The following is a 14,155-nucleotide window of genomic DNA, read 5'->3' as shown; positions in this document are numbered from 1 at the left end:
CCATGCCTGCCCCCGTCAGTCGGCCGGACGGCCGCTCCGGCAACGGTCGAAAGGCCGCCGGGGAGGAAAGTCCGGGCTCCCTTGACATACGGTGCCGGATAACGTCCGGCGGGGGCAACCCCAGGGAAAGTGCCACAGAGAACGAACCGCCCGCCGTCGCCCCTTCGGGGCTATGGCGAGGTAAGGGTGAAAAGGTGCGGTAAGAGCGCACCGCGGTTCCGGCAACGGAGCCGGCATGGTAAACCCCACCGGGAGCAAAACCGAATAGGGACGGCGAATGCGGGCCGATCGCGCAAGCGATAACGCCGCGGGGCGATGTCAGGCCCGCCGTCCGGGTAGGTTGCTCGAGGCCATGTGCAAACATGGCCCCAGAGGAATGGCCGTCACGTATCGTTCGCGCAAGCGGACGGTGCCCTACAGAACCCGGCTTACAGGCCGGCTGATATCTTGCAACGAGGGGTTCGGTGCCAACGCATCGGACCCCTCACCATTTTTGCTGCTGTCATTCCGGGGCGTGCGCAGCACGAACCCGGAATCCATCGAGCCGCAGAGTTGGTGGAGGAATGGATTCCGGGCTCTCGCTGCGCGAGCCCCGGAATGACGGTTTGTGGGTCAGGCGACGATCTTCTCCAACACACCCATCAGCGCCTCCGGGGCGGTGACATTCGGCGCGTGACTGGCGTCGAGCTCGACATAGCGCCAGCCTTCCTCGCTCTTCGCGCGCCTGGCGAACTGCCCGAACACGTCACCGGGCGGGATGCGCTTGCAATAGATGTAGCTGCGCGGCATCGCCGGCTCGCCATGGTCGAGCCTCAAGCTCGTCTCGAAACATTTGATCGGCATGGCGACGCGGCGCGCGTTGAGCCAGTCGAGATCGGCCTGCGGCGTATCCGGCGGCGGCGGGTTCGGCGGGATGCGATAGCCGTCGGCGGAGGCGGCGGCCTTGCGCATCGGCTCGCGCCCGCTCTCGTTGAGATCGAACAGCGACTGGCCGTCGCACGGCACGAAGGCGTCGAGATAGATCAGCTGCGTCACGCGCTCGCGCGCGCGGTCGGCAACGCCGGTCGCGACCATGCCGCCATAGCTGTGTCCGAGCAGCACGATGTCGCGGAGATCCTCGAAGGCGATGACGTTGAGGATGTCCTGGATGTGCGTGTCGAGATCGATCGCGGGACTTGCCAGATGCGAACGCTCGCCGAGCCCGGCGTAGGTCGGCGCGACCAGACGGTGGCCCGCCTGCGCCATCAGCGGATGCATCTTCTTCCAGGCCCATCCGCCGGACCAGGCGCCATGACAGAGCAGGAAGGTCTTCGCGCGTGCGGCCATCGGCGTTTCCATCGTTCTTGTTTGTACGATGGAGTGTAGCGGCCGCGCGCGCGATGTAAACGCCGGCGCCGCTCAGGCCGCGCGCGTATCCGCCTTCACAAGAACCGGCGCAAGCTCAACCGCCTCGCGCCGAAGCTTGCTCGCCTCAAAACCGTGCATGCCGATCTGCCATTGCAGGCCAACGATGGCGCCCTTGGTCGGTTGCAGCAGCGCGAGCGAGGCGAACAGCGTCACCGGCAGCCACACCGCGAGTTGCAGCCAGACGGCCGGCGCATAGGCGGTCTCGACCGCGAGGATCGCCGGCACCACGAGATGGCCGACCACGACCATCACGAGATAGGCCGGAAAGTCATCGGCGCGCTGGTGAAAAAGCTCCTCGCCGCAATGGTCGCAGCTGTCTGCCACCTTCAGGAAGCGGCCGAACAGATGGCCTTCGCCGCAGTTCGGGCACTTGCCCAGAAAGCCGCGCCACATCGCCTTCGTGAGGGAGACTGAACCGGTTGGCATGACCACACCTCTTCCTTTTCGACGATCCATACAATAATATCTTGCATCCATACATTCAAAGGATATGGGCCTAAATTGCATGGACTGGACCCCTACAATCTCGGAGCTGAGCGGGCCGCGTTACCAGCGCATCGTCGAGGCCATGGAGGCCGACATCGCAGCCGGCCGGCTGGTGCGCGGCCAGCAGCTGCCGACGCAGCGCGCACTCGCAAGAGCGCTCGACATCGACCTCACCACGGTGACGCGCGCCTACACCGAGGCGCGGCGCCGCGGGATCTTGGAGGCCCGCGTCGGCCAGGGCTCGTTCGTGTCGGAGACCAGCGCGCGCCGCGCGGTCGACTTGCCGCATCCCGTTGCGATCGATCTTTCGATGAACGTGCCACCGCATCCACTGGAAGCGCAGCTCGACGAGCGCATCATCGCCGGGATGGAAGCCATCCGCGCGCAATCGGGGTTGACCGCATTCCTGAACTACCAGCCACCCGGCGGCAGCGCGCATGAGCGCGAGATCGCGGCGCGGTGGATGCGCGCACGTGTCCCGCACGCGCACGCCGACCGGCTCGTGATCTTTCCCGGCGCGCAGACCATCCTGTTCAACCTGCTCGCCCATCTCGCGCGGCCCGGCGACACCGTGCTCACGGAAGCGCTTACCTTCCCCGGAATCAAGGCCGCCGCGGCGCGGCTCGGCATCAAGCTCGTCGGCGTCGCCATGGATGACGGCGGCATCCTGCCCGAAGCGCTCGCAAAGGCCTGCCGCGCGCACAGACCGAAGGCCGTCTACCTCATCCCGACGCTGCACAATCCGACCACGGCGACACTTTCCGCCGAGCGGCGCGGCGCCATCGCAAGGATCATCCGCGGTGTCGATACGATTCTGATCGAGGACGACGCCTACGGGCTGCTCGACCGCTCGGCAGCGCCGATCGCCAACCTCATTCCGGAGCGGACCTATCTGGCCACCACGCTGTCAAAATGCATCGCACCGGCACTGCGGGTCGCTTATCTCGTGGCACCCGACAACGCCGCGCAACAGGAGATGCGTTCTTATTTGCAGGCCACCGTGCAGATGCCGACGCCGCTGATGGTTGCGCTGGTGACGCATTGGCTCGAGACCGGCATCGCCGATCGCATCATCACCGCCATTCGCAACGAGGCGGTGGGCCGCCAGCAACTTGCGCAGCGCGCACTGAAAGGTTTTCAATTCCTGGCCAAGCCCGCGGCCCATCATCTGTGGCTGCGGCTGCCGGAGGCCCGCCCCGATGTCGCGGCGCATCTGCTACGGAATGGTCTTGCGGTCGTGGCAGGCGAAGCCTTCACCGTCGACGGGACGCCGCCGCATGCGGCCCGTGTCTCGCTGGGCGCGGCACGCAACAGGGCGGAATTGACGGAAGCACTGCGCATCCTGGTCAGCGCGCTGCACAAGCCCGCCGACATCAGGCAGATCGTCTAGAGCATGATCCGGAAAAGCCCGACGCCGCAGACTACGCCTGCGTGCAGCATGGATTGACCTGCACGGCCGCAGCCGTGCTATGCGGGCGGTGGCGATCAACAGTTCGGGATCGCCGGTGGCGACAAGGACAATCCGTTGGAAACCTACGCTTACGCGCTGCTGCTGCTCGGCGCATTGGCCGGCGGCTTCGTCTCGGGCCTGGCCGGGTTCGGCACGGCACTGATGGCGCTCGGCATCTGGCTCTATGTCCTGCCGCCCTCGCTCGCTGTGCCCCTGGTGCTGATCTGCTCGGTGATCGCGCAGACCTCGACGCTGCCGTCGATGTGGAAGAGTTTTGACCTCTCGCTGGTCTGGCCGTTCCTGATCGGCGGGCTGATCGGGGTGCCGCTCGGAACCATGATGGTCGCCTCCGCCGATCCCAAAGTGTTCAAGCTGAGCATCGGCGTGCTGCTGCTGATCTTCTCGAGCGCGCTCTATCTGAACAAGAGGCCGCTCGCCATCACGTTCGGCGGCCGGATCGCCGACGGCGCGATCGGTTTTGCCGGTGGCATATTGGGCGGCCTTGCCGGATTGTCGGGACCGCTGCCGATCCTGTGGGCCAATATCCGCGGCTGGAACAAGCACGAGCGGCGCGGCATCTTCCAGCTCTTCAATTTCACCGTGCTCGCGACCGCGCTGGTGTTGCAGGCGGCGTCGGGCCTCGTCGCGTTCAAGGTGGTCTGGCTCGCGCTGGTCGCGTTTCCCGGCACGTTGATCGGCGCATGGGCCGGCGCACGCGTCTATCACGCGCTGAGCGACAAGCACTTTGGCGATGTCGTGCTCGGTCTGCTGTTCCTGTCGGGGCTCGGCCTCGTCTGGAACAGCCTTGGTGCGCATTAGACCTTCCTTGCGTCTTCAGGTCATGAGCCGTCGCTACGCGGGCGCACGCGCGGGAGGCACGACAGGCTCAGCTTCCACTTGCTCCGGGGCCGCGTCCTGCGGGGGCGGCGCCAGGCGTTTGCCGAATTCGCGGTGTAACAACCACAAGCTCAGCGCGGCCTGGAGCGTCGTCGCCGCGATCGACAGGTACCAGACGTACTCCATGCGGAAGCCCAGACGCGTCGAGAGCCAGATCGCCGGCAGCGAATAGGTGAACACGCGCGTCGCCGAACTCAGCAGCACCGGCTTGGTATTGCCGAGGCCCTGGAACATGCTCGAGCAGGTGAAGATCAGGCCCTGCGCCACCATGTTGAGCGAGATGATCCGCAGGAACAGGAAGGCGATCTCCATCGTCTCCCGGTCGTTCGAGAATCCGGCGAGCAACAGTTCCGGCTTCAACTGCGCAAGGCACATGAAGCCGATCATCACGACGGTGGTGATCAATGCCGCCTTGACGAAGGTGTCCCGCACCCGCGCGCCCTTTCCGGCGCCGACGTTCTGGCCGGCGATCGGCCCGGCGGCGAGCGCAATCGCAAGCGCCGGCATCTGGATCAGGGCCAGGACGCGCTGTCCGATGCCGAAGCCCGCCTGCGCCGCTGCGCCGAAATCGCGCAGCACGTAGTAGACCACCGCCATGAAGATGAACATCATCGCGAACTCGCCGCCGGCCGGCAGGCCGACATTGAGGATGCGCTTGAGGTGGCGCGGCTGCGGACGCCACTGCGCCCGATCGAAGGCGACATAGCGCTCGACCTTGCGGAAATACGCCAGCAGCACCAGAACGCCGATCGCCACGGCAATCGAGCTCGCCAGCCCCGCACCGGCAACGCCGAGCGCGTAGCCCGTGCCCCAGCCCGAGATCAGCACCGGCGCCAGCGCGATGTTGATCACGACCGCGAGCACCCGCACGAACATCGCGGGGCCCACGATGCCGGTCGCACGCAGCGCCGATGCCAGCACTTGCATGGCGAATTCCAGCGCGAGCGCCGGCATGAACCACAACAGATAAGTGGTCCCCGCCTCGATCGTGGCCTGGTCCGCCGCGATCGCGCGCATGTAAGGACGCGACAGCGCCGCGCCCATGACCAGGGTCAAGAGGCCGAACAGCACCGACAGCGCGATCGCCTGGTTGAAGATCAAATTGGCATCCGGCCGATCCTTGCGTCCCACGGCATGCGCGATCAGCGCCACCGTGCCGACGCCGAGCACCTGCATCAGCGCGTTGATGAGAAAGCCGGCATTGCCGGCCGCGGCGACGCCCGCGACGGCCGCATCGCCCAGTCCCGAGACGAAATAGAGATCGACCAGCTGGCAGATCATGATCGTGACCATGCCGACCATGATCGGCGGCGCCATGGCCAGGATGTGTCTCACGATGGAGCCGTTCGTCAGGTCTTTCATCTCATTCCATCCTTGGCGCATTCCTTGGCGGCGTGACGGCGGGACTTTCGTCCCGCCGCCGCGCGCCTCTTATTCCGCTGCTGCCAGGTGTCCGAGCTCCACCACCTGGCGCTCGAACAGGCCGCGATAGATGCCCCCCGGCTTGCCCGCGAGCGCGGCGTGGGTGCCCTGCTCGACGATCTCGCCGCGGTCGAACACCAGGATCCGATCGAGACTGCGCACCGTCGACAGCCGGTGCGCGATCACGATCGAGGTGCGTCCCTTCATCAGCCGCTCCATCGCCTGCTGGATCAGCGCCTCCGATTCCGAATCGAGGCTCGACGTCGCCTCGTCCAGGATCAGCACCGGCGCGTCCGCCAGGAAGGCGCGCGCCAGCGCCACGCGCTGCCGCTCGCCGCCCGACAGTTTCACACCGCGCTCGCCGACGAGCGTGCCGTAGCCCTTCGGCAGGCGCAGGATGAAGTCGTGCGCATTGGCCAGCCGGGCCGCCTGCTCGATCGCCTCGAGGCTGGCGCCGGGCCGGCCATAGGCGATGTTCTCGGCGAGCGAGCGGTGAAACAGGATCGGGTCCTGCTGCACGATCGCGATCTGGCTGCGCAGCGATTGCTGCGTGGCCTTCGCGATGTCCTGGCCGTCGATCAGGATGCGGCCGCCCGAGACGTCGTACAGCCGCTGCACCAGCTTGACGAAAGTGGTCTTGCCGGAGCCGGAACGACCGACCAGGCCGACCCGTTCGCCGGCGCGGATCGTGACCGAGAGGCCGTCGTACAACGGCGCGCGATGGCCGCCATAATGGAACGTAACGTCGTCGAACACGATCTCGCCGCCCTCGATCGCGGTTGGCCGCGCGTCCGGCGCATCGACGATCCCGATCGGCTCGTCATGGATCGCCACCAGCTCGTCCATGTCGTTGACCGAGCGCTGGAGGTTGTTGATGTGCATGCCGACGTCGCGCAAGTACGCGTGGATGACGTAGTAGCTCGTCAGCACATAGGTGACGTCGCCCGGCGAGGCATGCCCGGATATCCACAGCAGCACCGAGCCGCCGATCACGGATGCGCGCAAGGCCAGCAGCAGCGAGAGCTGCGCCATGGCCGTGTAGTTGTAGCGCAGCCAGGTTCGCCGCACGCGCACGCGCCAGCGCTTGACGACGCGGGCGAGCCGCGCATCCTCGCGCAGCTCTGCGCCGAAGGACTTCACCACCGCGTTGCAGGTCAGCGCATCCGCCAGCGTGCCGCCGACCTTGGTGTCCCAGGCATTGGAGATCCGCGCGGCCGGCGCGATGTAGCGCGTCGAGAACATTACGGTGATGGCGACGTAGAAAAGCGCTCCTACCGCGATCACCGCGCCGAGCGACGCCCAGTGCAGGCCGATCAGGACCATGGAGCCGATCAACACCAGCAGAGACGGCGCCAAAGCCATCAGGATGGTGTCGTTGAGCAGGTCGAGCGCCCACATGCCGCGGGTGATCTTGCGTACCGTGGAGCCGGCAAACGAGTTGGCGTGCCAGTCGGTCGAGAAGCGCTGCACGCGCGCGAAAGCGCCCTGGGCGACATCCGACATGATCTTCAGCGTGAACGGAACGATCGCCTGGAGACCGATCAACCTCAGCACCACGGAGGCCGCACCGAGCGCCACGATGGCGCCGAACGCAACCAGCGCCGCGCGGCGCGCATCAGGATCGGACGGGCCGCGTGTCAGCGCATCGACCAGATGTCCGGAAAAGACCGGCATGAACAGGTCGGCGACGGTCGCGCCCAGCAGGCCACCGGCCACGATCAGGCCGCGACCGGGCTGGTTCAGCCAGTGCCGGAACACGAAGGGCAACACCACGCGTATTGCCGCGGGCCTTTTCGAGAGAGAGGTCATGACATCATCCAGCCGCTTTTGGCGCGGGCCGGCTCCATCAACGGACGCAAGTCGGCCACGAAGGGCAGACGGCGTCACTCACAGGTGATTTTGACTTGGGGAAGTGGGGCGATCGGGACTCGTGACCCGATCGAATCTGGCGGAAGAGGCCTCTAGCAGGCCGCCGACATACCGAACCAGAACATCGAACGCGGGCGAACGATCTGCGAATGCGACGAAATCATGCAAATCCCTCCCGGCTCGATTGAATGAGGTGCGCTTTATAGATGTGCCGTTCGCGGTTTGCAACGGGGCTCGCGCGAGATCACGAACGAGTGTTGCAATTTGGTTGGCCGCCGCCGATTTCAGATTCCGCCGTCATGCCCCGCGACCCGGCTACGCCAAGGCTTCGCCGGGGTTGAGGTCGAGGGGCGCCGAAGCTTTAGCGTAGGCGGCAGGCGGGGCATCCAGTACGCCGCGGCCTCTCGGCTCAACCACTACCGTCCCGGGGTACTGGGTCGCCCGGTCAAGCCGGGCGACGACAGCGTGCGTGGCGTCAATGCGCGTCGCCGCCGCCCGTCAGCGAGGCCGGCTTGTTCAGCAGCGTGACCAGCAGGCTGAGGCCGAGATAGAACAGCGTCAGCATGAAGAAGGCATCGCCGAAGCTCATCACCACGGCCTGGCGGTGCACCAGCTGCGAGAGCTGCTTCATCGCCATCAGCGCGGAATCGCCGAGCCCCTGGAACTTCTGCATGAACATCGTCAGCGTTTCGGTCGCGGTCGCGTTGCCCCAGGTCACGCGCTCCTGGAGGCGCGTGATGTGCAGGTCGGTACGGTTGTTGAGCACGGTGTTGATGACGGCGAGCCCAACCGCGCCGCCGAGATTGCGCATCAGGTTGAACAGGCCCGATGCGTTCTTCACCCTGTCAGGCGCCAGCGTGCCGAGCGCGATGTTGTTGGTCGGCACCATCGCGAACATCATGCCGACGCCGCGCAGGATCTGCGGCACCAGCAGCTCGTAGAAATCGTAGTCGCGCGTGATCCAGGTCATCTGGTAGGAGCCGATCGCGAACACGACGAGGCCGAAGGCGATCATGTAGCGCATGTCGAGCTTCACCATCAGCCGGCCGACCAGCGGCGCGACCAGGAACATGGTGATGCCGGAGACGAACATGGTCTCCCCGATCATCAGCGCGCTGTAGCCGCGCACTTCGGCGAGATAGCGCGGATAGATGTAGGTCAGGCCGTAGAGACCGATGCCGATGCAGAATTGCAGGAGGCAGCCGATGGCGAAATTGCGGTTGGAGAAGGTGCGCAGATTCACGATCGGCTCGTCCGCCGTGAAGACGCGCCAGAAGAAGGCGATCGCCGAGATCGCGCAGATCCAGGCGCAGATCGCCACCGACGTGTCCTGCATCCATTCATATTGCGGGCCTTCCTCCAGCACATATTCCAGCGTGCCGAGGAAGCCGGCCATGAACAGCAGGCCCCACCAGTCGAAGCGGTCGAGCAATTCGAAATGCGGCTCGTCGAAGTCCACCAGCGCCAGCACGCCGATGGTGATGGCGACGCCGGGCACGACGTTGATAAAGAACAGCCAGTTCCACGACATCAGATCGGTGATGTAGCCGCCGACGGTCGGCCCAATGGTCGGCGCCAGCGTCGCGACAAGCCCGATGATGGGTCCGACGATGTGGAATTTGGAGCGCGGGAACACGGTGTAGGCCGAGGCGAACACGGTCGGGATCATGCCGGCGCCGAGAAAGCCCTGGAGCGCGCGCCAGAGGATCATCTCCTCGATGGTGGTGGCGAAGCCGCAGAGCAGGCTCGAGGCGGTGAAGCCCGCGGCCGAGATCGCGAACAACAGCCGCGTGCCGAACGCGCGCGACAGGAAGCCCGACAGCGGGATCGCGATGACTTCGGCGATCAGATAGGCGGTCTGGACCCAGGAGACTTCGCTCGAGCTCGCCGACAGGCCGGCCTGGATTTCGCTGAGGGACGCCGAGACGATCTGGATGTCCAGGATCGACATGAACATCCCGAACACCATGATGATGAAGGCGAACAGCCGCTTCGGCGCGATGCGCTCCGAAGCGGGGGCCGCCATCATGGCAGGTGAAGCAGTCGTGGCGTTCGCCATGGTCTGACCTCGCAGCGCTCGGGTGCGCTTACTGCGGATGGATCATGGTGGGGTCGTCGAGATCGACCTCGCTGTCGGCGTCGGCCGCGCCCTTGTTGGTGTCGACGGTCGCATAGACCGACATGCCGGCACGGAGCAGATTCTGCCTCGCCACCGACTTCGGCACGCGGATGCGGACCGGCACGCGCTGCACGATCTTGGTGAAGTTGCCGGTGGCGTTGTCGGGCGGCAGCAGCGTGAACACCGAGCCCGCGCCCGCCGCGATGCTGTCGACGACACCGGAGAACTTGCGCATGCCATAGGCATCGACCTTGATCGTCACCGGCTGGCCGGGACGGATGCGCTTGAGCTGCGTTTCCTTGAAGTTGGCGTCGATATAGACGTCGTCGAGCGGCACGACGTTGCCGAGCCGCTGGCCAACCGCGACGAAGTCGCCGGCGCTGACCAGGCGGTTCGAGAACGTGCCGTTGACCGGCGCGCGCACCGCGGTGAAGGCGAGATCGCGCTCGGCCTTGGCGAGCGAGGTCTTCAGCTCGGCAAGCTGGGCCTGGGCTTCGGCCTGCTGTGCCTTGGTGACGTCGACGTTGCTGACGGCGACGTCATAGGCGGCCTGCGCGGCCTTGACCGCGGCGGCGCCCTGGTCGCGTCCGGCTTCCGAGCTCTCGAAGGTGGCGCGCGAGGCGAAGCCCTTGCTGCTCAGCGCCTGCTGGCGCTCGTAGTCGAGGTCCGCGCGCTTGAGGCCCGCCTCGGCCGAGACGAGCTGTGCCTTGGCCTGGGCAACCTGGCTGTCGAGCGCCGCGACCTGGCGGCCGATGCGATCGATGGTCGCCTGCTGGGTCGCGATCCTGGTCGCGGCGGCGTCGACCGCGATCTTGTAGTCACCGTCGTCGATGCGGAAGATGATGTCTCCGGCGCGCACCGTCGTGTTGTCGCCGGCCAGGATCGAGGAAATGTGGCCGGCAACGCGCGCGCCGAGCATGGTGTTGTTGGCGCGGACATAGGCGTCGTCGGTGGCGATGTAGAAACGCCCGACCAGCGTGTAATAGCCGGCATAGCCGGCTGCCGCGAGCGCCAGCACCAGACCGACACCCATCAGGACGAATTTGCGCTTGCCGGATTTCGGCGTGCCGCTGGCAGCGGGCGCGTCTTGCCCCGGCGCGGCCGGCTTGTCGGTCACGGGCTTCTCCGGCGCCTCGCTGCGGCGCTTGGTTTCCTCGACCACATGGGAGCGCAGCTGCTCGGCGAGAACGGCGGACGTCTCGGTCGCAGGTTCGCCGTTCGCCGAATTCGTCTCCACCGCTTCCTGGCGAAGGACGCGCGCAGCCTGGTCTCTCGATACGGCCATAAAGGCCTCCCCAAAAAAAAAGCGCGATGAAGGACAGCCGCCTGCGGCGTGTTCCCCTCGCTTCTCCCAAATATCATTGACCGAACGGTTCGGTCAATATAGATAATATACCCGCGTTGGACCCTAGTGGCCCGAATCCTTTATTTGCGTTTCATAGTTCGGCACCTCGTCCCAAAACCTTCCGAGACCCTGAACCAATGGTTGTAGCTGCCAGCGAACATCTGCACGTCGTCCAAGAGGAGGACAGCTCCAAGCGCCGCCAGATCCTGGACGGGGCCCGCAAGGTGTTCATGGATCTTGGCTTCGACGGCGCCAGCATGGGCGAGATCGCGCGCGCGGCGCAGGTCTCCAAGGGCACGCTCTACGTCTACTTCGCCGACAAATGCGCGCTGTTCGAAGCCATCCTCGAGCAGGAGGCGCTCCAGCACGGCCAGGTCGTATTCAACTTCGATCCCGCCCGCGATGCCGAGACCACGCTGAAGGAGTTCGGCCAGGCCTACATCCATCTGCTCTGCCGGCCGGGCGGCGGATCGGCGATCCGCACCGTGATGGCGATCGCCGAGCGCATGCCCGATGTCGGGCGGCGCTACTACGCGCGGGTGCTGGACAAGACCATCAACCGCCTCTCCGATTATCTTAAAACCCATGCCGCTTCCGGCGATCTCACGATCGACGATTGCGATCTTGCCGCCTCGCAGTTCATGGAACTGTGTAAGGCCTCGCTCTTCCTGCCCTTCGTCTTCCAGGCCGCGCCCGCGCCGTCGGAAGAGCGCATGACCGAGGTGGTCGACAGCGCGACGCGGATGTTCCTGGCGGCGTACCGGACGAAGTAATCGCAAGCACGCCACGCGTTGCGGATGCCGGTCTCGCCGCATTATATTTGCGGCCATGTCCCGTGATCTTCGCCCGCCTGTCGATATCCTCCATTATGAGATCGTCCAGGAACAGGCCTCAGCGCTTGGACGGATGGGCCGCGCACTCGAACAGAGCCTTGTGCGTTTGCGCGAGTTCGACGCCGCCCACGCAGCCTCGGGGACGCCGGCCTCGATGCATCCGGCCAGGCGCAAGCTGGTGATGGAAGCCGGCCAGGCGCTCTGGATGTTCGTGGTGCAACGTGAGGCGTCCGGCTTGCGCGACAGCCGCCATATCATGCGGACCTACAACGTCCCGGGCGAGGTACAGCTGTGCATGGGGCTGGTCCCCGCGCCGTCGAAGCCGGCGTCGACATGACTTTCTGACTGCGCAGAGCTACGATCCGATCTCTTCCATCTTGCGCCAGCCATGCACGATGTTCCGCCCGTCACGCGTGAACGCAAAACAATTGCCGCCGCCGGCCGGCTGATCGTGGACGCGATCGATGCGCAGCCCGGCGATGTGGCAGAACAGCAGCGTGCCGACGGCGCCGTGGCCGACGAAGAGAACATCGCCATGACGTTTGCGGGCCAGCACCGCCTCGGCCTCGCGCACGATGCGCGCCTGCGCATCCACGGCGCGCTCCCAGCCGCGAACGCTGAGATGGGGCTGCGCAAAGAATTGATCGGCGACCGCTTCGAATTCGGCCGGCTTCAGGAAGCCGGTCGCCGAGCGATCGTTCTCGTGCATGGCCTCGCGGATGTCGATCATGATGCCGAGCCGACCGGCGATGATCTCGGCGGTCTCGATCGCCTTCCGCTCGCCGCTTGAGATGACCTGCGTGGTGCCCGCGAGCCAGCCGGCGTGCGCCACCGCCTCGGTGCGCGTTCGACCAATCAGGCTGAGGCCCCATTGCGGCACAGGCACGTCAGGATTGATCTGCACCTGCGGGTGGGTGAGATAGCGGATGATGTCGGTGTTCATTCCGGTTGACGCGATCGTAGCCCGCATGAGCGCAGCGATATGCGGGGATGCTGTCCCGGATATCGCTGCGCTCATCCGGGCTACAAGAGAAGCTGCGCCGGCCTAATCGTCAGCGTACTCGTCCTCTTCCTGCTTCCGCGTGCTCTTGCGCGTTCCGAGCGAGCCGGTGACATAGGGATCGCGCCTGCCCGCATAAGGATTGCGCTGCTGGGCGCGCCCGGCGACCTCGTCGCCGGACACGGCGGCCGGCTGGCAGATCAGGCGGCGGCTGGCGCGGCGCATCAGATCGACGTGGATGTGATCGTAGTGATAGACGTTCGAGCCCGGCGCGAGCACCGTGGTGAAATGCGCGCAGGCACCGGATTGCACGTCGCGCAGAAAGCCCTGCTCTTCCGGCATGCCGCGCCAGCCGTCCTTCACCGTGACACGGCGGCCGTCGGCGAGCACGAAGGCGGAAATGTCGAGCGCGTTGCCGAAGGCGTGCTCGGAGATGTGGGCATGCGAGTTGCCGTTCATGCCACGGCAGGAATAGGCGGAGATCTGCTTGATCTCGGCGACGCGCACGCCAAACCAGCGCATGGCCGAGGGCTGCACGGTGTCGGCGAGCCAGCGGTCGAGCTCGGACACGATCGGACAGGCCAGCGTCGCGGTCGGCTTGATCGCAACGGGACCGACGGCAGTAACCGGATTGCCCTGCGCGGGACCAAGGCGCGGCAGCGGCTGCTGCGCGGGCGCCTGCGAATAAGGTGCGGGACCGGGCTGCCGCGCCGGATAGCTCGGCGCATTCATGTAGCGCGCCGCACCCGCGGCATCGGTGCCCTCGGGCGGCAGGTCGATCTCGTCTTCCTGCGGCGCCACGCCGGGCGCGTTCAGTGACATCGGTCCGGACGAGGCGCCATAACCGGACGGCTGGCGCACCGCGTTCTCGGGATAGTTCGGCCGTTGCGGATAGGAGGATGCCGGATAGGCCTGGCCCTGCGGATAATTCGATCGCGGCTGTGTCACCGGCCAGCGCGGCTGGCTGCCGACATTGCCCGGCGGGCGCAGTTCCTCGTCGGCAAAGCCGTAGCTGCTCGAGGGCTCGCCGATGGCCGCGACCTTGAGCGGAAACTCCGCGCCGCAGCTGCCGGGCCCGGAGATCGGGTCGATGCGGACGATGTCCGCACTTTCCTTGACCGCGCCGGATTTCAGGCATGCGGCTTCCGCCTCGGCCCGCCACGGTTCACGTTCGGCCTGGAAGAAGCCGCGTCCGCAACCCGCTAGCGAAACAAGGACGATGGAGCCGACGAGATACAAACGAACTCCGCGCGTCATGCACGCACGTTCGGTGAATTTACTTAAAGACTCTTCAACGTGTTGATTTCAGCCTTCCTTAACCATGCCG

12 protein-coding genes and 1 other RNA gene are annotated in these 14,155 nt (G+C 65.9%); 5 read left to right on the top strand and 8 right to left on the bottom strand.

Translation table 11 applies throughout. The features are described 5' to 3' along the window. The first annotated feature begins 15 nt into the window (after nt 1-15). Nucleotides 16-447, top strand: an RNA gene (gene rnpB, locus BM118_RS11285) — RNase P RNA component class A. 165 nt (nt 448-612) lie between these two features. Here the strand turns inward: rnpB and BM118_RS11280 are convergent. Then, the gene (locus BM118_RS11280) at nt 613-1,326 is read right to left on the bottom strand and encodes an alpha/beta fold hydrolase (RefSeq protein ID WP_177234207.1); all 714 of its coding nucleotides are present in this window, start codon (nt 1,324-1,326) and stop codon (nt 613-615) included. Between the two features lie 72 nt (nt 1,327-1,398). Next, the gene (locus BM118_RS11275) at nt 1,399-1,863 is read right to left on the bottom strand and encodes a DUF983 domain-containing protein (RefSeq protein WP_177234206.1); all 465 of its coding nucleotides are present in this window, start codon (nt 1,861-1,863) and stop codon (nt 1,399-1,401) included. A gap of 49 nt (nt 1,864-1,912) precedes the next feature. Between BM118_RS11275 and BM118_RS11270 the strand changes: the two genes are divergently transcribed. Both BM118_RS11270 and BM118_RS11265 read left to right on the top strand, forming a co-directional pair. Continuing rightward, nucleotides 1,913-3,283 (top strand): aminotransferase-like domain-containing protein, encoded by a 1,371-nt coding sequence (locus BM118_RS11270; protein ID WP_177234205.1) that lies wholly within the window; start codon nt 1,913-1,915, stop codon nt 3,281-3,283. A gap of 135 nt (nt 3,284-3,418) precedes the next feature. Next, nucleotides 3,419-4,162, top strand: coding sequence for a sulfite exporter TauE/SafE family protein (locus tag BM118_RS11265; protein WP_092185184.1), 744 nt, complete (start codon nt 3,419-3,421; stop codon nt 4,160-4,162). Between the two features lie 33 nt (nt 4,163-4,195). Here BM118_RS11265 and BM118_RS11260 read toward each other — a convergent pair whose 3' ends face one another. The 4 genes from BM118_RS11260 to BM118_RS11245 form a co-directional block, all read right to left on the bottom strand. Continuing rightward, entirely contained in the window at nt 4,196-5,602 is a 1,407-nt protein-coding gene (locus BM118_RS11260) for an MATE family efflux transporter (RefSeq protein WP_177234204.1), read from the bottom strand. A 69-nt stretch (nt 5,603-5,671) separates the two neighbouring features. Then, a complete protein-coding gene (locus BM118_RS11255; RefSeq protein WP_177234203.1) occupies nt 5,672-7,471 on the bottom strand; it encodes an ABC transporter ATP-binding protein in 1,800 nt (599 codons plus the stop codon). A gap of 535 nt (nt 7,472-8,006) precedes the next feature. Then, nucleotides 8,007-9,590 carry a DHA2 family efflux MFS transporter permease subunit gene (locus BM118_RS11250; protein WP_092185167.1) on the bottom strand — a complete coding sequence of 528 codons (1,584 nt, stop codon included), beginning with the start codon at nt 9,588-9,590 and terminating at the stop codon, nt 8,007-8,009. Between the two features lie 28 nt (nt 9,591-9,618). Further along, complete coding sequence (locus tag BM118_RS11245) at nt 9,619-10,935, bottom strand: HlyD family secretion protein (protein ID WP_092185166.1); 1,317 nt, start codon at nt 10,933-10,935, stop codon at nt 9,619-9,621. Between the two features lie 197 nt (nt 10,936-11,132). Between BM118_RS11245 and BM118_RS11240 the strand changes: the two genes are divergently transcribed. Continuing rightward, the gene (locus tag BM118_RS11240; RefSeq protein ID WP_092185165.1) at nt 11,133-11,768 is read left to right on the top strand and encodes a TetR/AcrR family transcriptional regulator; all 636 of its coding nucleotides are present in this window, start codon (nt 11,133-11,135) and stop codon (nt 11,766-11,768) included. Nucleotides 11,769-11,823: 55 nt separating this feature from the next. Beyond that, nucleotides 11,824-12,165, top strand: coding sequence for a DUF6665 family protein (locus tag BM118_RS11235; protein ID WP_092185164.1), 342 nt, complete (start codon nt 11,824-11,826; stop codon nt 12,163-12,165). Between the two features lie 18 nt (nt 12,166-12,183). On the opposite strand, the gene BM118_RS11230 is transcribed toward BM118_RS11235, so the two are convergent. Together BM118_RS11230 and BM118_RS11225 are read right to left on the bottom strand one after the other, a co-directional pair. After that, on the bottom strand, nt 12,184-12,771 hold the full coding sequence (locus BM118_RS11230; protein WP_092185163.1) for a histidine phosphatase family protein: 588 nt from the start codon (nt 12,769-12,771) through the stop codon (nt 12,184-12,186). A gap of 102 nt (nt 12,772-12,873) precedes the next feature. Further along, a complete protein-coding gene (locus BM118_RS11225) occupies nt 12,874-14,085 on the bottom strand; it encodes an extensin-like domain-containing protein (protein WP_092185162.1) in 1,212 nt (403 codons plus the stop codon). Nucleotides 14,086-14,155 lie beyond the last annotated feature (70 nt).

It is taken from the genome of Bradyrhizobium sp. cf659, from assembly GCF_900113725.1.
Lineage (GTDB): Bacteria > Pseudomonadota > Alphaproteobacteria > Rhizobiales > Xanthobacteraceae > Bradyrhizobium.
The sequence above is the reverse complement of the archived record's forward strand: the minus strand, read 5'-3'. Positions and strand labels throughout refer to the sequence as shown.

What these genes read in the sequence shown, in the direction of transcription:
- BM118_RS11280 (WP_177234207.1), bottom strand. Translation starts at nt 1,326, where the DNA reads ATGGCCGCACGCGCGAAGACCTTCCTGCTCTGTCATGGCGCCTGGTCC.
- BM118_RS11275 (WP_177234206.1), bottom strand. Translation starts at nt 1,863, where the DNA reads ATGGATCGTCGAAAAGGAAGAGGTGTGGTCATGCCAACCGGTTCAGTC.
- BM118_RS11270 (WP_177234205.1), top strand. Translation starts at nt 1,913, where the DNA reads ATGGACTGGACCCCTACAATCTCGGAGCTGAGCGGGCCGCGTTACCAG.
- BM118_RS11260 (WP_177234204.1), bottom strand. Translation starts at nt 5,602, where the DNA reads ATGAAAGACCTGACGAACGGCTCCATCGTGAGACACATCCTGGCCATG.
- BM118_RS11255 (WP_177234203.1), bottom strand. Translation starts at nt 7,471, where the DNA reads ATGACCTCTCTCTCGAAAAGGCCCGCGGCAATACGCGTGGTGTTGCCC.
- BM118_RS11250 (WP_092185167.1), bottom strand. Translation starts at nt 9,590, where the DNA reads ATGGCGAACGCCACGACTGCTTCACCTGCCATGATGGCGGCCCCCGCT.
- BM118_RS11245 (WP_092185166.1), bottom strand. Translation starts at nt 10,935, where the DNA reads ATGGCCGTATCGAGAGACCAGGCTGCGCGCGTCCTTCGCCAGGAAGCG.
- BM118_RS11240 (WP_092185165.1), top strand. Translation starts at nt 11,133, where the DNA reads ATGGTTGTAGCTGCCAGCGAACATCTGCACGTCGTCCAAGAGGAGGAC.
- BM118_RS11235 (WP_092185164.1), top strand. Translation starts at nt 11,824, where the DNA reads ATGTCCCGTGATCTTCGCCCGCCTGTCGATATCCTCCATTATGAGATC.
- BM118_RS11230 (WP_092185163.1), bottom strand. Translation starts at nt 12,771, where the DNA reads ATGAACACCGACATCATCCGCTATCTCACCCACCCGCAGGTGCAGATC.
- BM118_RS11225 (WP_092185162.1), bottom strand. Translation starts at nt 14,085, where the DNA reads ATGACGCGCGGAGTTCGTTTGTATCTCGTCGGCTCCATCGTCCTTGTT.